The following is a 24,459-nucleotide window of genomic DNA, read 5'->3' as shown; positions in this document are numbered from 1 at the left end:
AGCTGATCGGTCATGCACACCTTCGCTGCCTCCCGTACCTCTGACGGCTATGTCACCGATGTGGCTTATCCTGACTATGTTCATCGCGAACTGATGCCTCAGTGGATGTGCAGCGCACTGCAGGCACTGGGCCGACGATCACCCGACATCCAGCAGCCGTTTACATGGCTGGAACTGGGCTGCGGCACAGGCATGAGTGCCGTCATCGCTGCTGCGACCTATCCCAGCGGACACTTCTTCGGCATTGATGTCAACCCGCAAGCCATTCATCAGGCGCAAGCGATGGCTGAGGCAGCAGGTCTGGGCAATGTGCAGTTCATCTGCACGGATTTCGAAACACTATTGCGTGAAAAACAGGTGCCATGGAAGGGATGTGATTTCATCGTCTCGCATGGCGTCTATTCCTGGGTCAGCCCCCACAACCGCCACATCATGCGGCAACTGCTAGAGCGCTGGCTCTTGCCGGGCGGTGTGTGCTATCTGGCCTACATGAGTCACCCCGGCTCCGCCACTGTGGCAGCAGCCCAAAAACTGGCGCAGTTGCATGCAAAGCGCAGCAACACGGTCAGCTCCACGAAGCAGGTGCAAGCCGCTCTGGCCTTGCTGCAACGCACTGCTGCAGCAGGCACTGGCTACTTTACCGAGCACCCACGCCTGACCAGCCAGATTGACACCCTGGCACGCATGGATCCCCGCTATGCAGCCCACGAATTCCTCAATGACCACTGGGACTGCCTGCACGTTGCCGACGTGATTTCCGATATGGCATCGGTGCAATGTGAATGGGCTGGCAGCGCCACATTGCTGGAGAACATCGATGCAGCATCCTTGCCGCAAGGCGTGCTGCCTTTGCTGATGGAGCTCAAACAGCAAGGCGCAGATGCACGCGAGCAAGAAACCCTGAAAGACATTGCGCGCAACCAGAATCAGCGACGCGATCTCTACCAACGCGCACATCCACAAGGCAACGTGCTGACAGCTGACGAGCACCGCCAGCAACTACTGCGCCAGCGCATCACGCTCACCCCAACAGCACCAGCGCCTGATGCACCTTCAGGCCACAGCCTTCGATTGGACACCCGTATTGGCCCCGTGGACATGCCAATGGCACATATTCAGCCCCTGCTGACACACTTGCAGCAAGGGCCTTGCTGCTATGCAGATTTGCTGCAGCACCCCTTGTATGCCAAACAGCCCGCACTGGTCAGCCAATTGCTGCAGACCCTGTGCTGGGCAGGATGGATTCAATTCGTACACAACACGGCCCCCGATGCACAAACACTCGCCCGGGTGCACCGCTTGAACCAGGTACTGGCCACTCGCCCGTGCGAGCAGCCTTCAACCAGCTTTCTGGCAGCTGCGGCAACAGGTAGTGCGACTCCGGTGCCAGGCCTAGCGCCATCTCTCTGGCTGCAGCAGCGCATGCATTGGCTGGGCATACCAAGCGATATCTAAAACCTGGCACGCAGTAGCTGGTACCTTGGACTTTGTCTGTCACAGGCAGCTCCAAACTGGCTCATCCCTTCGCTTGCGCAGCACGACAATAGAGGTGCGGCCTCGTATCACACGGCCCTCACGCTTCTGAGTTTTCGTGCAATCTGAAAAATGAGAAGCCCTCCGGAGGAGGGTCTGCCTGGGTAATGCTCACAGCAGGAAACCATTGCTGATAGGCCCGCAGGCCCATCAGCGTCAGAAGCCTGCAGTCACGCTCACCCAATAGCGGCGGCCATCGTATTGCGCCCCGTAAGTCGAATCATCAACCTGCTTGTCGAACAGGTTATAGATGCCTGCGCCCAGCTTTGTATTCTTTGCCACCTGATAGTTCAGGCCAACATCAACAAAAGTGAACGATGGCGTTCCCTTTGCCATCGATGTACGGCTGAGGTAGTCGGAAGTCTTGCTGCGGAAGTTCATCCGGCTCCACAGACCAAGGTCTGCCGTAGCCCTCCAGTCCAAGGTGGCATTCAGCATATGCCTTGGCATCTTGCTCAGAGGCTGACCTTTGAACTGACCACTTTTTTGCTCCGAGTGGGTATAGGTGTAATTGGTCGCCAGACGCACAGCATCGCTGACAGACCATGTTGCAGTTGCCTCAATGCCTCGCATATTGGCTTTATCCACATTCACACGGTCACTCAGGAATTTGTAATTCTTGCCGTTATAGACACAGTTGCCCGTCTGAATGGACTGTCCAGCACTTGCCGTGTCACTACAGGACCGAATTTCCGTGATCTTGTCCTTGAACTCGGTATTGAACAACATGAAGCTGGTGCTCAAATTGCTGCGGTTGTCCCACACCACGCCCAATTCTTGGCTCAAACTCTTTTCTGGCTTCAAGTCGGGGTTGCCGATAATCCAGGCAGGGTCTCCGCCACCACCCGTCACCTGTCCGGCTGCAGATCGCAGTCCAGGCGCCTTGAAACCACTGGAGATCCCGCCCTTCAGACTCAGTTGCTCGGTCGCCTTCCACACGCCATACACGCGTGGCGTCCAGTGCGTGCCATAGTTTTCATCTTCGTTCATGCGCAGACCTGTCGTCAGCGCAAAGGCATCAGAGATGCTCCACTCGTTCTCGGCAAACAATGCCCACTGATAGCGTTCAATCTGTCCCAGCTTGTTGCTGTTATCCACCAAGTCTTCGTTCTTGTAAGAAACACCCAACGTGGTCAGATGTTTGCCCAGAGGCATCGTGATCTGGCTATTGAACTCTGTGTTCTTCAGGTACATCTGACGGCCAGGATTGTCGATGCTTTCCTGCTGTACATACGTATTGGTAGTGCCCAAAGCAAAACGACCAGTGTGCGACAAGGCATACAAGGTTTTGTCGTAATTGTTCTCCGAGACTGAATTCGGGGTGCAGCGGCCTCTACGGCAACTTTCAAGCGCTGCAGACTTGCCCGGTGTAGAAATCCGGTCTTGCATCGTACGCCCAACTTCCAGCACGATATCGTGGTCCTTGTTGGGGGTCAGGCTCAGCTTCGCAGTACCACTCAAGGTGTCTTGCTCATTAAAGCCGCCCACAAACTTGTCTTCAATGCGGCGAGATTTGTTGCCATACAGCTGCAAGCCCATCACGTCATCCTTGATAGGGCCTGACAAGTAAAAGCCTGCTTGATACATGTCTCCTGCGGCAGCTTCTTCCTGCTGGGTTGTCTCGGCCCTCACCGAGCCAGACCACGTTTTGGCAACCTTGCGGGTAATGATGTTGATAACGCCGCCCATCGCATCAGAGCCATACAGTGATGACATGGGGCCACGCACAACTTCGATGCGCTCAATGGCGCTCACAGGCGGCAGCCATCCCTGTTCAATCCCAGAGCCATCGCTGTTCGGACGTGTTTCGCGCGAGTTTTGACGACGCCCATCCACCAGCAGCATGGTGTAGCCAGCTGCCATGCCACGAATACTGATATCGCTGGAACTGCCACCACCAGTCACAACAACACCAGGCACATCACGCAGCGCATCCGTGATGTCCTTGTAGGACTTCTTTTCCAATTCTTCGCGTGTCACCACAGTGATGGAAGCCGGCGCATCTTCTACCGCCTGCTCAAAACCTGAGGCGGTCACCACCACAGCGCCTAGTGACTGCTCCTGGGCTGCCATTGCAAAACCTGATGCGAACAGCGCTGCAGCTAGCGCAGGAAACTTCATTTGAAATCGAGTCATCACTCCCTCACAATTAAAACGAATAAGAATTATTATTATTCAATATGCAAGAGAGATTTACAAAACCACATCAGCATCCGGCGCATCACCTCTACTGCCGTTTTGCGATTTCCGTCACAGCAAACAGGAGCAATCCAATGCACCCTCCCACCAGCGTGCCATTGATGCGGATGAATTGCAGGTCCTTGCCGATGTGTTGTTCCACCAAGGCTGAAAGCTCCTGGGCATCCCAGCGCTGCACAGTATCTTGAATGTGTTTGGCGATGAAAGCAGAGACATCCGGCGCCAGCCCCTGGGTCCAGCGCTCCAGCCTTTCATTCATTGACGAACGCAGCGCTGCATCCTGGATCAGAGAATGCCCCAGCCACTGACCTACTGAGGCAAATTTGCGAGCAACCCAGGAATGCTCCTTGGTCAGATCTGCCTGCAGCTTGCCTCTCAGGCGTGACCACAAGCCACTCAGGTATTCGCCCAACTTCTCATCGTGCAGGATGTAATCGCGAATCTGCTGCGCCTTGTCCATGTAGACCGGATCTTTCTGCAACCTCTCTATCCACTGCTGCAACTGCACGTCAAAAGCCTGCCGCAGGCGGTGCTGCGGATTCTGAGCGACATCTGCCAGCACACTATCCAGCGCCTGGGCAATGACATCCGCGCCCTTTTCGCTCAGCCAATCTGTAGGGAGCACTTTTTCCTTGAGGGGATGCTCTCGCTTGAGCCACTGCACAATGGTTTCACCAATAAAAATCCGGGCGCGCTCTTCGCGCAACACTTGGGAAAGCTTGACCAGCACATCATCGAGCACCGCCTGATGCCGCCCTCCATGGGTCAATGCCGCCAACACTGCCGCCACGGACTGGCTGAGGTCGACATGCGACAGCGCGGTGCGCAGCGTTCGCTTCAGCCAGCGCTCCACTTGCTGGTCTTGCACCATCTCCAAAACTCCCCCAGCCAGGCGGGCCACCTGTTTGCCCAGCAGTTGGGAGTTGCGTGCATCCGAAAGCCATTCGGCCATCAGCTGAGCCGGGTCATGCTGGCGCATCAAGACCACCAGCGAGGGGGCATCCAGAAACTTGTCCCGAACAAAAGTGGCCAGATTCGCACCAATGCGGTCTTTGTTGCGCGGAATGATGGCAGTGTGGTGCCCAACCAAGGGCAAAGGTATACGGCGAAACAAGGCCGTCACCGCAAACCAGTCTGCCAGCGCCCCCACCATTGCCGCTTCCGCAACAGCTTTGATACAGCGCACCACCAATGTCGCAGGCAGAAAATGCGTACCTACAAATACGGCGCTCACCATCAGCAGCAAGCCCGTGGCCCAGCGCTTCGCACGTCGCAGGTCAGAACTGACTATGTGGCTTGGTAGCATGGGAAATCTCTCCTGGCCTCCAAGCCTAGCAATTTACAAGCAGCCCCATGCATATGCCCTGACGACGATTCAGGTAGGAATGGATGCCAGCTCCCAGCATTTCATAGAAAACACGCGTATCGCATAAGCGACAAAATGCACAAATATAGTTAGATACTGAGAATTGTTTCTATTTGCATAGCCATAATCAGCCACTTTCGTCCACATAACAAGCAATAACACGGACATGCTTGAGCAGCCTTTGGGTTGCAACTTCCCACTAACACCATTGCCTCAATGCCAGGAGAAGCTGGCTGAAATTGCTATGTCTATTGCAAACCGATTCCTCGCCAAACCCTCGCTTATCGCATTGGCTGCTGCAGCCTGTGTTTCCGCCATCGCGCAAGAGAGCACACAAACCATGTCTGAAGTGGTGGTCTCTGCATCTGGTTTTGAGCAAGAGCTCAAGCAAGCCCCCGCTTCCATTTCCGTCGTGACACGTGAAGAGCTGGAGAAGAAAAGCTTCCGCGATCTGGCCGAAGCACTGCAAAACGTCGAAGGCATTGACGTGCGCGGCAGCACGGGCAAGACCGGTGGTTTCAATATCAGCATGCGTGGCATGCCCAGCGAATACACGCTGGTGCTGATTGATGGCCGCCGCCCCAACCCAGCTGGTGAAACCACCCCCAACGGTTTTGGTGAGGCCCTGACCTCGCTGATCCCTCCGCTGTCCGCCATTGAGCGTATTGAAGTCATCCGTGGGCCCATGTCCACGCTGTACGGCTCTGATGCCATGGGTGGCGTTATCAACATCATCACCCGCAAAGTCGCCAAGAAATGGGGCGGCAGCGTACAGATCGAAGGCTCTGTGCCAGAAGTCGATGGTCAAGGTGCCGTGCAAAAGGGTAGCTTTTACCTGAATGGCCCTATCGCCCAAGATCGCCTGGGCCTGGCTGTGCGCGGCAGCATGATGAAGCGCCAGGGCTCACATCTGGAGCCATCCTCGGCGGGCGGCACCATCAGCACACGCGGCCCCAGCCCCACCCAGAGTGACCAGCACAACATTGGCGCACGCCTGACGTACACACCTTCTGCGGCACATGAGTTCTGGCTGGATGTAGAAAGTGCCCGCACCTCGTTCAGCAACGGCGATTGTGAACTGGGCACCAAAGACGGTTTTGACCGCAACTGCAACCCCCAGGCACCGAATCGTGGGAGCGCCTCTGGCTACACCGATGAGCTGGAATTCAATCGTGACCAATATGCCTTCGGCTACAAAGGCAATCTCGATATCGGGCGCCTGGAAGCCAGCATCAGCCACGTGGACAATGACACCCGCGGCCGCACCCTGCCTTCCGAAGCCTTCACTCCAGGCATGGACAGCAGCCGCGCTGGCCGCCACCGTGAACTCTCGACCGTCAGCACCATCGCAGATGCCAAGCTGATCACACCCATTGCCGAACAGCATTTGCTGACTATCGGCACCCAATACGCGCACAACACGGCCAAGGACGGTATTGTGAAGTTGTATGGGCAAAACAAGCTCACGCAGAAAACATGGGCCTTGTTTGCTGAAGATGAGTGGAGCATCACGGACAAGCTGACCGCTACCGGCGGCCTGCGCTATGACCACCATGACAAGTTTGGCGGCCACTGGAGCCCTCGCGCCTATCTGGTGTGGGCCACCAATGACTACATCACACTCAAGGGTGGTGTCAGCCGAGGTTTTGCCGCACCCAAAATCAACCGCATGGTGGACGGACTCTCCGGCATGAGCGGGCAAGGCACTTCCCAAAGCTTTGGCAACCCGAACCTCAAGCCAGAAACCAGCACCAGCACTGAAATCGGCATGCTGTTCGACAACCTCAACGGCTGGACGGGTAGTGCCACGCTGTTCCACAACAAGATCAAGAACAAAATGATCAGCAAGGACTGCGTGGAAAACAGCCCGAGCAACGTCGCAGGCTGCAACCAGCTGGACTACACAGACCCAGACGTCAGCGGCTCCTTCTACACCAACGGCGACGAAGGCAAAACATGGGGCCTGGAACTGAGCAACAAGATTGTCTTCAACCCTGCCTGGTCGCTGACCGCGAACTACACCTGGACAGACAGTGAATTGATCCAGTCTGGCCGCGTCACCGGCAAGTTGGGCGACACGCCCAAGCACAAGGCCAGCGCAACCCTGAACTGGGATATCAACAGCCAGTGGAGCTCCTGGCTGCAAGCCGAGTACCGTGGCAAAAGCCGTCGCGCAGACACCATTGACTACAACAGCGCCGAATACAAGGCCATGGGTGCTGATCTGAAGGCTTACAGCCTGCTTCATCTGGGCGCCAAGTACCAAGTCAACCAGAACGTGTCCCTCAGCGCCACCATCTACAACTTGCTGGACAAAGACTTCCGCAAGTTCACCCAGGTCAATGGCACCTGGTACAGCCCATATATTGCAGGCTCACGCAGCACCAAGGGCAGTCTGCCCGATGGCCGCACTCTGTGGCTGCGTGCCAATATCCAGTTCTAAGACTGCAGGCATCAAAAAAGGGAGGCACTGCCTCCCTTTTTTTATGCTCCATCACTGAAAAGCCTATGGTGCAAAAAAAGTTACGTGACTCCAACTGAAAGACTATCCGAATAAAAACGCCACGTCACATTGCTGCAGCGCTTAGTGCTATGAACGCCTTCCGTCTGTGATAACACGCAATTACTTGCCATTCACGCCCAGCAGCTCGACCTCAAAATTCAAGGTCGCATTGCCTGGAATTGGCCCCATGCCACGGCTGCCATAGGCAATGCTGGCAGGACAGGTCAGCTTGGCTTTGCCCCCTACTTTCATTTTTTGCACGCCCTCTGTCCAGCATGGGATCACCCGGTTGAGCGGAAAGTCGATCGGCTGACCACGGGCAATCGAGCTGTCGAACTCCTTGCCACTGTCTGGAAACCATCCGCGATAGTGCACGCGCACCGTATCCGATGCCTTGGGTTGAGCACCCGTACCTTCGGTGATCACTTCATAGACCAGGCCACTGGCCGTGGTTTCTGGCACTGCATGAGCAAAACCTGCAGCGAACAGGCAAGCGGCGGACAAGGCCCAAATATGTTTTTTCATGGCATTTGCTTTCTATCTTGGTGCTAATCCCGCATCATGCCCTGGCTGGTGGCACGCCCATCGCATCCAGCGCAGCACGCAAGTGGCCCACAGTGCGATCCACGTTGTGCCACTTCTCCAGACCAAACAAGCCAATGCGGAAAGTCTGGAAATCTGGCCCCTCATCACACTGCAATGGCACGCCAGAAGCAGTTTGCAAACCGACGTCCAGAAATTTCTTGCCACTTTGAATGCCGGGATCGGTGGTGTAGCTGACCACCACACCAGGGGCCTTGAATCCTTCTGCAGCCACACTGGGAAATCCACGTGCCTCCAGCAGGGCTCGCACTTTGGTACCCAGCTCAATCTGTTCCTCACGCACCTTGGCAAAACCATAGGCACGCGTCTCCAGCATCACATCACGCAGGCGCACCAGCGCGTCGGTCGGCATGGTGGTGTGATAGGCATGCTTGCCCTGCTCATAGCCTTCAGCGATTTGCATCCACTTCTTCAAGTCGCAGGAGAAACTTGAGCTTTGCGTCGCTTCAATGGCAGTGCGAGCGCGTTCGGACAACATCACCATGGCACAACAAGGCGAGCTGCTCCATCCCTTTTGCGGTGCAGAGATGAGCACGTCAACACCCGTCTGGCGCATGTCCACCCACATGGCACCTGAAGCCACGCAGTCCAGCACAAACAATGCGCCGACCTCGTGCGCAGCATCGGCAATCGTGCGCAGGTAGTCATCTGGCAAGAGAATGCCACTGGCCGTTTCCACATGCGGCGCGAACACAACTTTGGGCTTTTCCGCGCGAATCGTGGCTGCAACATCTTCAGCAGCACAAGGCGCCCACGGATCTTGGCTGCCTGCGCCTTGTTTGCGCGCTTTGCACACCACTGCGCCGCCACCCAGGCCAAAGTTGCCGGCTTCAAAAATCTGCGTCCAGCGATAGCTGAACCAGCCATTGCGCACAATCAACACCTTTTGCCCATTGGCGAACTGACGTGCCACCGCCTCCATGCCGAATGTGCCGCTGCCGGGGACCAAAACTGCAGTGTGCGCTCCGTACACCTCTTTGAGTGTCCCAAGAATGTCCTGCACCACACCCGTAAAGCGTTGAGACATGTGGTTGAGTGCGCGGTCGGTGTAGACCACCGAAAATTCCAGCAGGCCATCAGGATCGATATCGGGCAAAAGTCCGGGCATGGTTTCTCCAAATAATCAGGCCGCAATGCGGCCATGTTGCTATGGAAAACAGCTTAGCACGCCCCTTTTTCAAGGGCGAGTGAGCTTTCGTTTTTCATATGCACAGCATATGCCGTTGTGTATATATGGTTTGCGCCATCTCAAAATATTGCGCACCCTGATGTCCCTAGGTCCTGGCGCTGTAATCACGCGCACCAAAAATGCCGCTACCCACCCGTACCATGGTGCTGCCCGCAGCAATGGCAGACGACATGTCTGCAGTCATCCCAAGGCTGATTGTGTCCCACTGCTCCAGCCCTGAAATACCTGCTGCACGAATGTCTGCAAACACTTGCACCACACGGCGATGAACGTCCAGCATGGCTTGCTCTGTCGGCTGGGGATCAGGAATACTCATCACGCCACGCAGCTGTAGCCTGGGTAACGTAGCAATCAATTGGGCAAGTTGTAGCGCATCTTGCGGCGAGCAACCAGACTTGGTGGCTCCACCATCGACATTCACCTGAATACAAACCTGTAGTGGAGGCAAGCCATCTGGGCGCTGCGCATTCAAACGCTGCGCAATCTTGTCGCGATCCACGGTATGCACCCAGTCAAAGTGTTCGGCCACCAACTTGGTTTTATTGCTTTGAATCGGGCCGATGCAGTGCCACTCCAGCGCAGGCACATCCGGCATGGCCCGCAAGGCAAGGATCTTGTCGACACCTTCCTGAATATAGTTTTCCCCAAAAGCACGTTGTCCCGCCATGGCGGCTTCATGCACAGCCTCTGCCGGAAATGTTTTGGACACCGCCAACAACGCAACATCGGAGGTTTGCCTGCCGAACTTTTGACATGTGTCGTTAATCTGGGCGCGAACGCTTAAGAGCTTGCTGGCAATCATCGTCATAATCATCCAAAGCGTACCAAACCATAAAACCGCTCACAGCGAGTCGCGCCAAAGAAGTGCGCAAGCAGTGCGGTATTGAGAGGGAGAACTGTTGTGGACATCACCACGTTGCTGGCTTTCAGTGTCAAAAACAAGGCTTCAGACTTGCATCTGTCTGCAGGCCTTCCTCCAATGATCCGCGTGCATGGCGATGTCCGTCGCATCAATGTGGAGCCTTTGGACCACAAAACCGTGCATGCCATGGTCTACGACATCATGAACGACAGCCAGCGCAAGGCCTACGAAGAGAACCTGGAGGTGGACTTTTCGTTTGAGATAGCTGGCCTGGCACGCTTTCGCGTGAATGCCTTCAACCAGTACCGTGGCTCCGCAGCCGTGTTCCGCACGATTCCAAGCAAGATTTTGACACTGGACGACCTGAACGCTCCCAAAATCTTTGCAGACCTGGCACTCAAGCCTCGAGGTCTGGTCCTGGTAACGGGCCCGACGGGCTCCGGGAAATCCACCACCTTGGCTGCCATGGTGGACTATTTGAACCACAACCAGCACGGCCACATCCTCACGGTGGAAGACCCGATCGAATTTGTGCATGACTCCAAGAAATGTCTGGTCAACCAGCGTGAAGTGGGGCCCATGACGCATTCTTTTTCTGCTGCATTGCGTTCCGCATTGCGCGAAGACCCGGACTGCATCTTGGTCGGTGAGCTGCGTGACCTGGAAACGATTCGGCTGGCCATGACCGCAGCCGAAACCGGGCACTTGGTATTTGGCACACTGCACACGTCCAGTGCAGCCAAGACCATCGACCGTATCATCGACGTCTTCCCGGGTGAAGAAAAAGAGATGATCCGGGCCATGCTCTCGGAGTCTCTGCAAGCAGTGATTTCCCAGACGTTGTGCAAAACAAAAGATGGCAGTGGTCGTGTCGCAGCCCACGAAATCATGCTGGGAACCAGTGCCATTCGCAACCTGATTCGCGAATCCAAGGTGGCCCAGATGTACTCGGCCATACAGACTGGCAGCAATGTGGGCATGCAGACCCTGGACCAGAACCTGGCTGAGCTGGTACGACGCAACAGGATCAGTGCCGCCGAAGCGCGCAGCAAGGCCAAATCGCCCGAAAACTTCCCCGGCTAAGCCCCTGCATTTGGAGACAGCGATATGGAACGCGATCAGGCCAGCAAATTCATCAATGACTTGCTCAAATTGATGTTGGCACGCAAGGGCAGTGACCTGTTCATCACCGCCGATTTTCCTCCCGCCATCAAATCCGACGGCAAGGTCATTCGACTGACGGATCAACCCTTGGTGGCAGCACATACGCTGACACTGGCACGCTCCATCATGAGTGACAGACAAGTGGCGGAGTTTGAGCGCACCAAAGAGTGCAATTTCGCGATCTCCCCTGCAGGGATTGGCCGATTTCGGGTGAATGCTTTCCTACAGCAAGGGCGTGTGGGGATGGTGCTACGTACCATCCCCACCAATATTCCCACCATTGATCAGTTGGGGCTTCCCCAGGTGCTCAAAGAAGTGGCCATGACCAAACGTGGTTTGTGCATCGTGGTGGGCGCCACAGGTTCGGGAAAATCCACCTCGCTGGCTGCCATGGTGGATTGGCGCAACGAGCATTCGCAGGGGCACATCATCACGGTCGAGGACCCCATTGAATTTGTGCATCCTCACAAGAACTGCATCATCACCCAGCGAGAAGTAGGCCTGGATACCGACAGCTGGGAGATCGCTCTCAAGAACACGCTACGCCAAGCCCCTGATGTGATTCTGATGGGTGAAATCCGCGATCGGGAAACCATGGAGCACGCCATTGCGTTCTCGGAAACGGGGCACCTGTGCCTGGCCACTTTGCATGCCAACAACGCCAACCAGGCGCTGGACCGCATCGTGAACTTTTTCCCCGAAGATCGGCGCGAGCAATTGCTCATGGACTTGTCGCTGAACCTGCGCGGCATGATCTCTCAGCGCCTGCTGCCTAAGGAAGAAGGCAAAGGCCGTATTGCTGCGCTGGAAGTACTGCTCAACACCCCGCTGATTTCCGACCTGATCACCAAGGGCGATGTGGTGGAAATCAAGGAGATCATGAAGAAGAGCCGTGAACTGGGCATGCAGACCTTTGACCAGTCACTGTTTGACCTGTATGAAAGTGGCGCAGTATCTTATGAAGATGTGCTGCGCAATGCGGACTCCGTGAACGACTTGCGCCTGCAAATCAAGCTACACAGCCAACGCGCCAAAAATACCGACTTGGCGGCTGGCACCGAACACTTCCGCATTATCTGAAGGCATTTTTCGTGCCACAAAAAAGCCCGGAGGATCCGGGCTTTTTTTAAGTGGTCAATGGTCTCAGTTCTGCGCTGCAGGATCTTGCTCAACCGGCGCTTCATCGCTGCGCGTGCGGTAGGTGGCCAGCTCTTCCTCAGAGATAGTTTCAAACACACGCACCACTTTGCGGACATCATTCACGCCACGCGCAATTTCTGCAGCACGCTTGGATTCACGCGGCGTCACAAGCCCCATGAGATAAACCACATTCATCTCGGTCACCACCTTGATGGTGTTGGCTTGCAAGTCCTTGGCGTCCAGAATGCTGGCCTTGACCTTGCTTGTGATGAAAGTGTCTTTGCTACGCTGGGTAATGGAGGAGATAAACGGTACAACTTCCAGCTCGTTGATCACGGTGCGTACATTGTCCACGCCCTTCACCACGTTCTCAAAAGCTGCTTTTTCTTCTTCAGTGCGCACTTCCCCCGTGATCAATACCAAGCGATTAAAACTGGTAACACTGACTCGGGCACCGTTCTTTGGGATATCACGCAATAGCGCTGCAGCTTTTTGCTCAATGCGTTCGTCTTCCAGATACATGCCCGAAGTTCGACGATCCGAAGCCACCAGCACGCCAGTGACAGCGCCGCCTCCCACCAGCAGGGGCACACAAGCACTCAAGCTTCCCGCCAGCGTCCCAGCTACCACGATGGCCAAACCTGCTCGCCGCCATTGCTCTTTCATTACATCTCCTGTTCGCCAAGTAATTGAGTGTCTACGCCATCACATAGGCAGTTGAGCACCAGATCGTGCACTTCGCGCACACGCGCTGGCCGCTCATGCGGCACGCAGATCAAAACATCCGTCTCTCTGACCCGGCCTGCCAAAGCTCCTCCGGTATGGCCAGTCAGCACCACCACCATCATGTCACGCTCGTGTGCGGCATCCACAGCCTCCAGCATGCTCGTTTCTTGACCCGTGATAGAGATCAACAGCAACACATCACTGGCTTGCCCCAATGCCCGTACTTGCCGCGCCACATAGTGGTTGGACAAGCTTGCGGCCCCAGACAACGAGCCGAGGAAACCGCTGTCAGACGTCAGCGCCACAGCTGCCAATTCAGGGCGATCACGCTCAAAACCGCTCACGCAAAGACTTGCAAACATTTGCGCCTGACTGGCCGAAGCGCCAGAACCACAAGCCAGAATTTTTCCGCCGCCAGTGATACAAGCCAGCAAAGCCTGTACCGCCGAAGAGATAGGCAGGCTCAATGCTTGCGCGGACTGGTATTTCAAGTCCGCACTGTCAATGAAATGTTGTTGAATTTGTTGCTCAAGCATGGGATGGTGATGATAACTGTGCGCCTTATCTAATTTTGTAGCGTTCGGTTAACACCGTGTGCGACTGCGTCAACTTTAAGAAGTTCCAGGCAGCGCCTTAAACGGCATCAAAGGCAGCACGGAGCCACTGTAGATGCGGGCCATCAAGCAGCACCACATCGAAACGGCATGCCGCACTATAACCAGTGCAATGCAGCCAATGTTCTGCGGCGAACACAATACGCTGGCGCTTGGCGGACCCGATGCTGGCCCCAGCACCGCCAAAACTGTCATGGCTGCGACTGCGCACTTCAACAAACACCACAGTGCCGTCCCTTTCTTGCAGGATTAAATCAATTTCCCCACCCCCTCGACCAGGCGTCCGATAATTGCGGGCAATCAGTTGCAGGCCCTGCGCTTGCAAATAGCCCAAGGCCTTGTCTTCAGCCACCTGCCCACGGGCTTTGCTTGTAGATGCCCCATCGGGCCTGGACTTTTTCCCAAGGAAGAACATTGAGTGCCTCTTTCGCTTCGGCATTGACAGCAGCGCGTGATGCAGCTGCTTCGCAAAATTATCCTCAGGGTGTCCTGTATGTCATAGCTACGCCCATCGGGAATCTGGCTGATATCTCGCTACGTGCCCTGCATGTGCTGCAAATCGTGGATGCGATTGCCTGCGAGGACACCCGCCACACCCAAGGTATGTTGCGCAGCTACGGCCTGGAGCGTCCGGGAAATCAGCTCCTGGCAGTGCATCAGCACAATGAAGCCGAAGCCGCTGCAGGCATCATCGCTCGCCTGCAGCAGGGGCAGCGCATTGCCTATGTCAGCGATGCCGGCACACCTGGAGTGAGTGACCCTGGTGCCCGCCTGTGCGCTGCCTTGTGTGCGCACGGTCTGCGCAGCATGCCATTACCTGGTGCCAGCAGCATCACCAGCGCCATCAGCGTGGCCGGTTGCGTGCCACCGGGTCAAGGCGATGGCGGCTTTGTATTTGCCGGCTTTTTGCCTACAAAAAATGCCGAGCGCCAGACTGCCGTGCAAAAGCTGGCTGGCGAAGCCCGCTGCGTGGTCCTGCTGGAAGCGCCCCACCGCATTCAGGAAATGGCCAAAGCCCTGGCTGTCCTGGGCGAACGCAAAGTGACGCTGGCACGCGAGATCACCAAGCAGTTTGAACAAGTCACCACCCATGCCGCGCAAGATGTGACCACCTGGCTGGATGCCGAAGCCAACCGCAGCAAGGGCGAGTTTGTGATCGTGCTGCACCCCGTCGAAGTGCAGCAAGAAAGCGGCGAGGCCGAGCGCGTGTTGCGTTTGCTTCTGTCGGAACTGCCAACCAAGACAGCGGTGAAGTTGACCGCTGAAATCACAGGTGGCAATCGCAATACGCTCTATGAACGCGCTTTAGAGATAAAGCGCGAAAGTGAAACCACGTAATTCTTGCTTTTTTTACTTAGCATCTGCTTTGTCTAGGATGGCCGGAGCCTGCGCGAACAGACATCACCGGCCACCATCCCAAACACTGCTGCCCAAACAAAAGCGCGCATCGTTCAGGGCTTACGCATAAGCCAGTCCCGATGCCACGCCTCCGAACAGATCGCCCACTACTTGTGGCGTATCTGGAAACGCCACCTGCAACGCATCGCGCAACGTCTGCAAGGCGGAGGAACCACCCGTCAGATACACCGCCGTAATCTGCTCCTTGCGCAAGCCTGCTTTGCTCACACAGTCCTGCGCACACTTCACCACATCAGCCAGCAACAGATGCAAATGTTGCGCCAGGCCCTGCACGGTGATCTGCGCGTTCAAGCCCTGCTCAATCCAGCCCAAATCCATCAGCGCATCGGCCGCCATTCTGGACGCACTGATCTTGCCCTGCTCCACCGCATCAGCCAGACGATGACCTGCCTGTTCGTTCAATACGCGCATAAGACGATCATGCAGTTTGCGATCGGTGTAATCAGTGCGCAGCGCCTCTGCTTCGCGCATGGACTTTGCGGTATAGAGCCACTGGATAAGATGCCAGGTCGACAGGTCATAGAACACCCGGCTGGGCACTTCACGACCGCTAGGCCCCACGTGCCCAAGCCCCAGCAAGGGCTGCACTTGCGCCACATTGAGCTTGTAGTCAAAGTCTGTACCACCGATGTGCACGCCGGTGGTAGCCAGGATATCTTGTGCACGGTCATGCTTGCCTGCAAATTGAGGCCCCAGCCGCACCACGGTGAAGTCTGAAGTACCGCCGCCAATGTCCACCACCAAAATGCAAGCCTCTTCGCTCAAACGTTGCTCATAGTCCAGCGCTGCAGCAATCGGCTCCAGCTGAAATGCCACCTCCTGAAAACCCGCAGCATGCGCAGCCGCTTCCAGCGAAGATTGCGCCAACGCATCGCGCTCGGGGTTGCCATCAACAAAGTGAACGGGGCGGCCCAGCACCACGCGCTCAGGCAAACCACCCATGTGCTGCTGCGCCTGTTCCGCCAGGTGTTTGAGAAACATGGCAATGATGTCCTGGTAGCTCACCAGCTTGCCGTGCACCGCCGTCTTGTCTTGCAGCAAACTGCTGCCCAACAGGCTTTTGAGGGAACGCATCAAGCGCCCTTCTTCTCCCTGAAGGTACTGCTGCATGGCATCACGCCCGTAATGCGTGCTGCGGTCTTCGTAATTGAAGAACAAGGCTGTGGGCATCGCAGTCGCCTTCCCCTCCAACTGCACCAACTGCGCTCTCTGCCTAGCCAGGCGCCAAGACATGGCGGAGTTGGACGTACCAAAATCAATGCCCAGCGTGGTGTGGGGAAGTATCTGCATCTCGTAAATCTCTCACTCAGGCACTGCCGGAACATGAGCTGCAGGCGCTGGAAAAATAAGGTTTTCAGATTAAGCAGATCTGAAAACCTTATTTCACAAGCACGGGAAACCATGAAGGGCAGGCGCGCCAATCAAACAAAGGGGCGCCATTGTGGCAGCTTGGGGAAACCCTTGCAGGGATGAAAAAGTGCCTGAGCTTGTAAAGCCGCTTCATGACCTCCAAGGTCAAATATCGGAAACGGGCAGAAGCGAAATTCTGGCAAACCTATTTCAGTTTCGACTTCAGGCTGTCCGTCATTGCTCACCACGGAAATACCAATGGATCCCCATGCCCACTTGCAGCAGATTGGCACGTTTGCTTAGTTAGGACACTTTGAACTGACATAGCCTCCCAATCCGCCGGAATGCGCAACAAGTGGCAGCGTCTGCGACGCCCGGGCCAACCACATGACCTTTGGTAGAGCGTATTTCCAGGCAAGTAGCGCATACGCAGCAAGTTCTGGCGGATATTGCCAGCCAATGCTCCACCCATTGCGCTAACTCACAAGCGAATTGGTAGCGGCTGCTACAAAAGGCAATTACTGCATGGTTGCAGACGTGGCAGCGTGAAATTGAGCCACCACAGCGAACCCAGTCCCGCCATCCATCCAATTTTACGGCTTAGTCCCTGGCAAGCAATGATCATCAGCCCACGCGTATGGCGTATGGTCTTCTCGGCAATCTCAACCAAGGGCTTCGGGAAGCATTGAGCGCTGCAGAAAAAGACTGGTTGTCCAGTTTGATGTGGCTCGAATGCAATTACCGAAGAACACAGTATCGAACACGTAAAGGAATAAACCTTTCACGTTTCAACTATGCACTCGACGCACGAGGATCTACCGTTTTGGCGTGTGCGCTGGACACGGTCAACAACATCATCCAGATTCTGTTGCTACGTCGTCTGAAGAGTGACCGCTTTGGGTGATTTGCGACAGTCGCAGAACGGCCAGCAACTGTCATTTTCAGTATTCACCAAAGGCTTAGATCGAAATTTTTAGGTTTGTCTAAACATGGCAACAACTAATTTGTCTTTCGAGCTGCGCACTCATACAGTGTTAAGCGAACTAAACATGTACACCACATGTCTTCTTAATCTAGTTAGCCAATATTCTTTCGGTGTATTTCTTGTACCGGCTGGAAATATGCTTTTTCAATCACCCAGCAAGGAGTTTGTATATGAGCAAAGGTGGAAGTACAGGCGGTGGTCATAGTGGTGGTGGACGCTCGGGCGGAAGTGGTGGCGGCGGTAGCAGTGGGGGGCGTGCTCAAGGCAACGGTGGTGGTTGGCCAAGCGGTACGGGCAATCCGTCTGGTGGTGGTCGCAGTAACGCGCCAGCGGGTGGTGGTGGTAAAAAATAGTAGCTAACCCTGCGCTCAAGCCGGCCCGCATTCTCCTGGCGGCTTACCTAGTCCATTAGTTTGCTCATCCAGGCTTCACAAGAGAACAGTTGTCTGCTCTGGGTCGATAGCGCCATTTCCTATCCCGTAATAGCGGACATTCGGCGCCTTCTCGACTAGCCTGCGCATACTGTCCACTGCTTAACAGAAGATAGCATTCGAGGATCAGCAGATGTAGGTGCCTGGGGTGACTACTTTGTGCCTGGAACTGCTACTTTGACTTGCATGTAAGAACTGCCGAAATTTCTGCGCAGCAGACATACACGCCGAAACACGAGCGGCAGCAAGGAATCGATCGCCCTCACCTGCACACACAAGCGTCGCGTCTCCTTGCTGGATATCTGTCCTATTTCCGGCAACTGTTAAGTAAAAAGATGCTAAAGAACACAGCGAGCTTCACCGAGCAGTGCTGCAAACTCACCTCACTTTTGCTTCCTTTTCTTTGGCGCACTGAAAACAAAAAAGGTCACTCCAGCAAGACCAGAGTGACTTTCGTTATAAAGCCTGAAAAAGAACTTTGCAGAAAAAACCGCTCAACGCATCATTTGTCGGGCTCTGCCTCCAGCATCCCGCCCCCAAGTGCCTTGAACAAATTCACTTCGCTCAACGCTTGCTGCAAAGCCGTTTGCACCGTACCCAGCTCCGCACTCAGCAAATTGCGCTGGGCATCAATCACGGTCAGGTAGCCCTCCACACCGGCGTCATAGCGCAACTGCGCCAAATCGAGGTACTTGCCCGAGGTTTGCACCAGATTCTGATTCGCCTGCAACTGCTTGCCATAGGTGCTGCGGGCCGACAAACCGTCGGCTACTTCACGGAAGGCAGTTTGAATGGCTTTTTCATACTGCGCCACGCGCACGTCTTTTTGCAGCGTTGCGTAATCGAGATTGGCCGCCAGACGGCCTGCACTGAACAGTGGAATATGAATCTGCGGCGCAAAGCTCCAGGTACCGGAGCCGCCTTTGAACAGCCCCGACAAGTCGCTACTCACCGTACCCGCGCTCGCAGTCAACGAGATACTGGGATAGAACGCCGCACGGGCCGCACCAATGTTGGCGTTTGCAGCTTTCAGTTGCTGCTCGGCGGCCAAAATGTCTGGTCGTTGGGCCAAGACACGTGAAGGCAGGTCGACGGGCAATGCTGCCAGTTGCCAGTCTTGAGCATCCACCCTGGCATTGCGTATTGATTCTGGTAGCTCCGTGCCCACCAACAACTGCAGCGCGTTCAGGTCTTGCTCCACCGCACGTGTGTACTGGGCATGTTGAGCCTGTGCGCTGTCTACAGCACTTTGCGCCTGGTGACGCTGCAAATCGGTGGCAATGCCGTTGTCCACCTGCGCCACGATCAACTCCAGCGCTTTCTCATTGGCCGCCAATGTGCTCGTGACCACATTGAGCATTTGCTGATCTGCCTGCCAGCTCAACCAGGCACTGGCCACTGCTGCCACCAGACTCAGCTCGGTCGCCTTGCGCGTGCTGTCCATCGACAGATATTGTTGCAAGGCCTGCTCGTTGAGCGACTTCACACGCCCGAACAGGTCCAGCTCATACGAGGTCACGCCCAGGCCCACGGTATAGGTGCTGGAGATGACCGCATCGGGTGCGTTAGCCACATCGGCAGGCAAACGCTGCCTGCTGCCTGTCCCCTGTACTCCTATCGCTGGCCAGCTATCAGCCTTCTGAATACGGTACAGCGCCTGGAAAGCGTCGACATTCAATGCGGCGACACGCAAGTCGCGGTTATGTGCCAGTGTCAGACCAATCACTTCTCGCAGTTGCGCGTTGCCAAAGAATTGTTCCCAATGCACCGGTGCGACGGCTTCAGCCGTGGTTGCAGCGGTCGATGACCATTGCGCAGGCACAGGTGCTGCGGGTGTTTCATATTTCGGGGCCATGGAGCATGCGCTCAACAGCCCCGCCAGCGCCAAAGCGCCGGTCAGGGTGTGAAATTTCATACGTTGTTGCCCTCGCTAGAGGTCACGTTCTGCGCAGGCTTTACCTTGCGAAAACGCTGCGTGATGCTACCGATCACAAAGAAGAACAGCGGCACAAAGAAGATGGCCAGGAAGGTGCCCGCCAAGGTACCGCCCACCACACTGGTGCCGATGGAATGCTGGCTGCCACTGGATGCGCCAGTGGCGATAGCCAGCGGCAGCACACCCAGCACAAAGGCCATGGAGGTCATGATGATGGGGCGCAAGCGCAGGCGGGCAGCTTCAACAGCGGCCTGGAACAACGGCTTACCCTCTTCTTCATGCAGCTCGCGCGCAAATTCCACAATCAAAATTGCGTTCTTGGCGGCCAGCCCCATGGTGGTAATCATGCCGATCTGGAAGAACACATCATTGGTGAGCCCGCGACTGAGTGTGGCCAGCACCGCACCCAGGATACCCAGAGGTACAACCAGCATCACAGAGAATGGAATCGACCAGCTCTCGTAGAGGGCTGCCAGACACAGAAAGACCATCAGCATGGACAAAGCCAAGACCCAGGCGCTCTGATTACCCGCCTTGATTTCCTCATACGACAAACCTGTCCACACGAGGTCAACGCCAGGAGGAAGCTGCTGGGCCAAGCCTTCCACAATCGCCATGGCTTCACCCGTGCTCACGCCTGGAGCTGTGCTGCCCACGATTTGCACTGCCGGAACGCCGTTGAAGCGCTCCAGCTTGGCGGGTCCATAAACCCATTGGCCTGTGGCGAAGGCACTGAAAGGCACCATCTTGCCCATGCTGTTGCGCACATACCATTTGTCGAAGTCCTCAGGCCCCACGCGCGCATCGGCCTTGCCCTGCAAGAACACCTTTTTGACACGCCCCCGGTCAATAAAGTCATTGATGTAGGCAGACCCCCAGGCAATCGACATGGTGGAATTGATGTCCGCCAGACTCAGCTGCAGCGCCCGGGCCTTTTCTTCATCGATCTCGACTTGATACTGTGGCTCATCAGACAAGCCGTTCGGACGCACCATCGCCAGCTTTGGAGATTGCGCCGCCATTCCCAGCATCTGGTTGCGTGCTTGCATAAGCACTTCATGCCCCACACCGCCGTTGTCTTGCAGGTAGAAGTCGTAGCCTGTGGCATTGCCCAGTTCCACAATCGCAGGTGGCATGATCGGAATGATCATGGCGTCGTTGATCTGGTTCACGAACTGCCAAGTACGCTCGTAGAGGGTCTTGAGGTGCTGTTGCGGAGCCTTGCGCTCTTCGAACGATTTCAGCCCTACAAAAAGCAGACCGTTGTTCTGACCACGACCGGCAAAGTTGAAGCCATTGACCGCCATCACGCTCGAAACGGTGTCTTTTTCATTCTCCAGCAAATGCTGGCTCACTGCCTGCAACACCTGGTCGGTCCGCGCTGCCGTTGCATTCGGAGGCAATGACACCTGAACCATCATCGTGCCCTGGTCTTCCTCGGGCAAGAAGGCTGTGGGAATGCGGGCAAACAGTGCCACCAAGGCTGCCAGCAGCAGCACATAGACCAGCAAAAAGCCTTTGTTACGCTTCAAGATTCCTTCTACACCAACTGCATAGCCAGTGGCTCCGCGGTTAAAAACACGGTTAAACCATGCAAAAAAGCGCGCTGGCTTCTTACCGTGCTCTGGTGCCTTCAAGATCGTGACGCACAGTGCAGGCGTGAAGATCAATGCCACCAGCACCGAAAGCCCCATGGCCGCCGAAATGGTGATGGCAAACTGGCGATAGATCACGCCGGTGGAACCATCCATGAACGCCATGGGCACAAAAACCGCAGAAATCACCAGACCGATACCCACCAGGGCACCCGAGATCTGCCCCATGGATTTGATGGTGGCCTCCTTCGGCGACAGATGCTCGTCATGCATCAGGCGCTCCACGTTCTCCACCACCACAATCGCATCGTCCACCAGCAAACCAATGGCCAGTACCATGGCAAACATGGTGAGCAAATTGATGGTGAAGCCCGCAACCAGCAAGATTCCGAAGGTGCCCAGCAACACCACGGGCACCGCCAGCGTGGGAATGATGGTGGCACGCACGCTTTGCAGGAACAGCAGCATCACCAGGAACACCAGGCCAATGGCTTCCAGAAGGGTGTGGATGACCGAGTCGATCGACACCTGCACCACAGGCGAGGTGTCGTAGGGGTAGACCACTTCTACACCGGGCGGGAAGTTGGGCTCCAACTTGGCAATGGTCTCGCGCACAGCCTGGACTGACTCCAGCACGTTGCCACCCGTGGCCAAACGCAATGCCAAGCCTGCCGCCGGCTTGCCATTGAACTTGCCGGAGATTGCCGAGAACTGGCCTCCCAGAGCTATATCAGCCACATCCTTGAGCCGGACCTGTGCACCATTGGGTTTGACCTTCAGCATGATTTCGCGGAACTCCTCCGCCGTTTTCATGCGTGTCTTGCCCAGCACAGTGGCTTGCAACTGCACCTTGTCATTCATGGTGGGCAAGCCCCCCAACTGGCCGGCAGAAACCTGCACGTTCTGGCTCTGTACAGCAAGAATCACATCCGAAGGCGTGAGCTGGTGTGCATTGAGTTTGGCAGGGTCCAGCCAGATGCGCATGGCATACGGTGCGCCAAATAACTGAAAGTCGCCCACTCCCTTGGTGCGCGAAATCGGGTCTTGCATATTGGAGGCAATATAGTCTGCCAAGTCCTCCGAATTCATGCTCCCGTCTTCGGATACCAGGCCTACCACCAGCATGAAGTTCATCTGGTATTTGGCCACGCGAATACCTTGTTGCTGCACTTCTTGCGGCAGCATGGGCGTTGCCAGATTGAGCTTGTTTTGCACCTGCACCTGCGCAATGTCCGGGTCGGTGCCCTGCTCAAACGTCACCACAATCTGCATGGAGCCATCGGACTCGGACGCCGAAGTGATGTAGCGCAGCCCATCAAGACCGTTGAGCTGCTGCTCAATCACCTGAACCACCGTGTCCTGCACAGTTTGTGCTGAGGCCCCCGGGTAAGTCACAGAAATGGAAATTGCAGGCGGTGCCACATTCGGATACTGGTTGATGGGCAGGCTCTTGATCGCCAGCACACCTGCAAGCATGACCACAATGGCCAGCACCCACGCAAAAATGGGGCGGTGGATAAAAAATTTAGACATACCGTTCCCTTCAAGCGCCCTGGGCCACTGCGTAAAGGTCGGTCACGATATCCACATTGGTCGCAGGCACAGCTTGCACAGGCATCTCTCCGCGCAGCTTCTGCAAGCCTTCGGTAATCACCTTTTCACCAGCTTGCAGCCCGCCTTCAACCAGCCATGTATTGCCCACAGTGCGCACTGCGTTCACAGGCCGAGGCTTGGCTATACTGTCCTCTCCCACCACCCAGACCATCGACTTGCCCTGCGAGTTGCGCCACACCGCCTGCTGCGGCACCAGCAATGCGTCCTCTTTGGTTGCTGTCTGAATCTGCGCACGTACAAACATGCCTGGACGCAGCACTCCATCCGGGTTCGCAAATGTGGCCCGCAAGGTCACAGAGCCGGTGGTCTCATCCACATTCATTTCACTGAACTTGAGCGTACCCACCTGGGGATAAACGCTGCCATCCTCCAGCAATAGCTGCACCTGAGCATTGCCCTTGCCGTTCGAGTTTTGCGCTTGCAAACGCAAAATCTCCACCATGGACTGCTGCATGTCCACGTGAATCGGATCCAGTTGCTGCACGGTCGCCATCGCCTCGGCCTGTCCCACACCAACCAGCGCACCCTCTGTCACGCTAGAGCGGCCAATACGCCCTGTAATCGGTGAAAGAACCTTGGCATACACGGTGTCAATGCGAGCCAGTTCCACATCGGCCTGGGCATTGCGCCAGGCACTTTGCGCATCGTCATATTGCTGCTGGCTGATGGCATTTTTCTCGCGCAGCACAGCGTAACGTTTTGCCAGATTTTCTGTACTTTGCAACTGCGCTTGTGCCTTGGTCAGACGTGCATTCATCGTGGCTGGGTCAATCTGATAGAGCGCTTGCCCTTTTTTGACCACCGTGCCTTCTTCAAACAAGCGCTTTTGAACGATTCCGCTGGTCTGAGGGCGCACTTCTGCCACGCGCGAGGCAACGGTGCGGCCTGGTAACTCTGCCCCCAAAGACACCGCCTGTGTCTGCACTTCATAAACCCCCACCGCTGCAGGCCCCTGCGGGTTAGCCTGATCGCCAGCTTTATCGCCACATGCAATCAACATCGCTGTTGCGGCCACGGCCAAAGCCGTACGCGCCGCCCTCGGAAGCTTCACGCTCATGAATTCACTCTCTTTGAAAGACCAGCGGTGCGCTGGCAGAAGTTAGACGACAAAAGGACGGCATTCTTGAAGAGAATTGCCGCCCATCTGTACCGCAATGCGATGCAGTGTATCACTTTGTGATGAAATCAGCTTTGCAATGCTTCGTAACAACCTTGTTCGCCCGGAAGGCG

At 55.9% G+C, this 24,459-nt stretch carries 18 protein-coding genes; 6 read left to right on the top strand and 12 right to left on the bottom strand.

Annotated elements, in window-relative coordinates:
* Nucleotides 1-12: 12 nt before the first annotated feature.
* Complete coding sequence (locus QEP11_RS14990) at nucleotides 13-1,455, top strand: class I SAM-dependent methyltransferase (RefSeq protein ID WP_284337452.1); 1,443 nt, start codon at nucleotides 13-15, stop codon at nucleotides 1,453-1,455.
* 234 nt (nucleotides 1,456-1,689) lie between these two features.
* Here QEP11_RS14990 and QEP11_RS14985 read toward each other — a convergent pair whose 3' ends face one another.
* Both QEP11_RS14985 and QEP11_RS14980 read right to left on the bottom strand, forming a co-directional pair.
* Nucleotides 1,690-3,669, bottom strand: a complete 1,980-nt coding sequence (locus tag QEP11_RS14985; protein ID WP_284337451.1) for a ligand-gated channel protein — start codon at nucleotides 3,667-3,669, stop codon at nucleotides 1,690-1,692.
* A 91-nt stretch (nucleotides 3,670-3,760) separates the two neighbouring features.
* On the bottom strand, nucleotides 3,761-5,038 hold the full coding sequence (locus tag QEP11_RS14980) for a DUF445 domain-containing protein (RefSeq protein WP_284337450.1): 1,278 nt from the start codon (nucleotides 5,036-5,038) through the stop codon (nucleotides 3,761-3,763).
* Nucleotides 5,039-5,342: 304 nt separating this feature from the next.
* Here QEP11_RS14980 and QEP11_RS14975 point away from each other — a divergent pair, with 304 nt between their 5' ends.
* A complete protein-coding gene (locus QEP11_RS14975) occupies nucleotides 5,343-7,541 on the top strand; it encodes a TonB-dependent receptor domain-containing protein (RefSeq protein ID WP_284337449.1) in 2,199 nt (732 codons plus the stop codon).
* Nucleotides 7,542-7,721: 180 nt separating this feature from the next.
* Here the strand turns inward: QEP11_RS14975 and QEP11_RS14970 are convergent, their stop codons facing one another.
* The 3 genes from QEP11_RS14970 to QEP11_RS14960 form a co-directional block, all read right to left on the bottom strand.
* Nucleotides 7,722-8,126 carry an FKBP-type peptidyl-prolyl cis-trans isomerase gene (locus tag QEP11_RS14970; protein WP_284337448.1) on the bottom strand — a complete coding sequence of 135 codons (405 nt, stop codon included), beginning with the start codon at nucleotides 8,124-8,126 and terminating at the stop codon, nucleotides 7,722-7,724.
* Between the two features lie 34 nt (nucleotides 8,127-8,160).
* Complete coding sequence (locus tag QEP11_RS14965; RefSeq protein WP_284337447.1) at nucleotides 8,161-9,312, bottom strand: aminotransferase class V-fold PLP-dependent enzyme; 1,152 nt, start codon at nucleotides 9,310-9,312, stop codon at nucleotides 8,161-8,163.
* A gap of 166 nt (nucleotides 9,313-9,478) precedes the next feature.
* Nucleotides 9,479-10,201 (bottom strand): YggS family pyridoxal phosphate-dependent enzyme, encoded by a 723-nt coding sequence (locus tag QEP11_RS14960; protein WP_284337446.1) that lies wholly within the window; start codon nucleotides 10,199-10,201, stop codon nucleotides 9,479-9,481.
* A gap of 93 nt (nucleotides 10,202-10,294) precedes the next feature.
* On the opposite strand from QEP11_RS14960, the gene QEP11_RS14955 reads away from it, so the two are divergent.
* Nucleotides 10,295-11,338 carry a type IV pilus twitching motility protein PilT gene (locus tag QEP11_RS14955; protein WP_284337445.1) on the top strand — a complete coding sequence of 348 codons (1,044 nt, stop codon included), beginning with the start codon at nucleotides 10,295-10,297 and terminating at the stop codon, nucleotides 11,336-11,338.
* Nucleotides 11,339-11,362: 24 nt separating this feature from the next.
* Nucleotides 11,363-12,499, top strand: coding sequence for a PilT/PilU family type 4a pilus ATPase (locus QEP11_RS14950; protein WP_284337444.1), 1,137 nt, complete (start codon nucleotides 11,363-11,365; stop codon nucleotides 12,497-12,499).
* Nucleotides 12,500-12,562: 63 nt separating this feature from the next.
* Here the strand turns inward: QEP11_RS14950 and QEP11_RS14945 are convergent, their stop codons facing one another.
* The 3 genes from QEP11_RS14945 to QEP11_RS14935 all read right to left on the bottom strand — a co-directional run bounded on the left by QEP11_RS14945 (nucleotide 12,563) and on the right by QEP11_RS14935 (nucleotide 14,314).
* Complete coding sequence (locus QEP11_RS14945) at nucleotides 12,563-13,225, bottom strand: BON domain-containing protein (protein ID WP_284337443.1); 663 nt, start codon at nucleotides 13,223-13,225, stop codon at nucleotides 12,563-12,565.
* Complete coding sequence (locus tag QEP11_RS14940; RefSeq protein ID WP_284337442.1) at nucleotides 13,225-13,821, bottom strand: SIS domain-containing protein; 597 nt, start codon at nucleotides 13,819-13,821, stop codon at nucleotides 13,225-13,227. Before QEP11_RS14940 ends, QEP11_RS14945 begins: the two co-directional genes overlap by 1 nt.
* Nucleotides 13,822-13,918: 97 nt before the next feature.
* A complete protein-coding gene (locus QEP11_RS14935; RefSeq protein WP_284337441.1) occupies nucleotides 13,919-14,314 on the bottom strand; it encodes a YraN family protein in 396 nt (131 codons plus the stop codon).
* On the opposite strand from QEP11_RS14935, the gene rsmI reads away from it, so the two are divergent.
* Complete coding sequence (gene rsmI / locus QEP11_RS14930) at nucleotides 14,314-15,237, top strand: 16S rRNA (cytidine(1402)-2'-O)-methyltransferase (RefSeq protein ID WP_284337440.1); 924 nt, start codon at nucleotides 14,314-14,316, stop codon at nucleotides 15,235-15,237. The two genes, QEP11_RS14935 and rsmI, sit on opposite strands and share 1 nt — an antisense overlap.
* A gap of 120 nt (nucleotides 15,238-15,357) precedes the next feature.
* Here the strand turns inward: rsmI and QEP11_RS14925 are convergent, their stop codons facing one another.
* Nucleotides 15,358-16,608, bottom strand: a complete 1,251-nt coding sequence (locus QEP11_RS14925; RefSeq protein ID WP_284337439.1) for an Hsp70 family protein — start codon at nucleotides 16,606-16,608, stop codon at nucleotides 15,358-15,360.
* Between the two features lie 1,215 nt (nucleotides 16,609-17,823).
* Between QEP11_RS14925 and QEP11_RS14920 the strand changes: the two genes are divergently transcribed.
* On the top strand, nucleotides 17,824-18,006 hold the full coding sequence (locus QEP11_RS14920) for a hypothetical protein (RefSeq protein ID WP_284337438.1): 183 nt from the start codon (nucleotides 17,824-17,826) through the stop codon (nucleotides 18,004-18,006).
* 580 nt (nucleotides 18,007-18,586) lie between these two features.
* On the opposite strand, the gene QEP11_RS14915 is transcribed toward QEP11_RS14920, so the two are convergent.
* Genes QEP11_RS14915 through QEP11_RS14905 form a run of 3 tightly spaced genes read right to left on the bottom strand, consistent with a single transcriptional unit; the run spans nucleotide 18,587 to nucleotide 24,286 of the window.
* Entirely contained in the window at nucleotides 18,587-19,999 is a 1,413-nt protein-coding gene (locus tag QEP11_RS14915; RefSeq protein WP_284337437.1) for an efflux transporter outer membrane subunit, read from the bottom strand.
* Nucleotides 19,996-23,148, bottom strand: a complete 3,153-nt coding sequence (locus tag QEP11_RS14910) for an efflux RND transporter permease subunit (protein WP_284337436.1) — start codon at nucleotides 23,146-23,148, stop codon at nucleotides 19,996-19,998. The genes QEP11_RS14915 and QEP11_RS14910 overlap by 4 nt, the downstream gene beginning before the upstream one ends.
* Before the next feature lie 10 nt (nucleotides 23,149-23,158).
* Nucleotides 23,159-24,286, bottom strand: coding sequence for an efflux RND transporter periplasmic adaptor subunit (locus QEP11_RS14905; protein ID WP_284337435.1), 1,128 nt, complete (start codon nucleotides 24,284-24,286; stop codon nucleotides 23,159-23,161).
* Between the last annotated feature and the right edge of the window lie 173 nt (nucleotides 24,287-24,459).

The sequence above is a fragment of the Comamonas halotolerans genome (genome assembly GCF_030162935.1).
GTDB classification, from domain to species: domain Bacteria; phylum Pseudomonadota; class Gammaproteobacteria; order Burkholderiales; family Burkholderiaceae_C; genus Comamonas; species Comamonas halotolerans.
The sequence above is the reverse complement of the archived record's forward strand: the minus strand, read 5'-3'. Positions and strand labels throughout refer to the sequence as shown.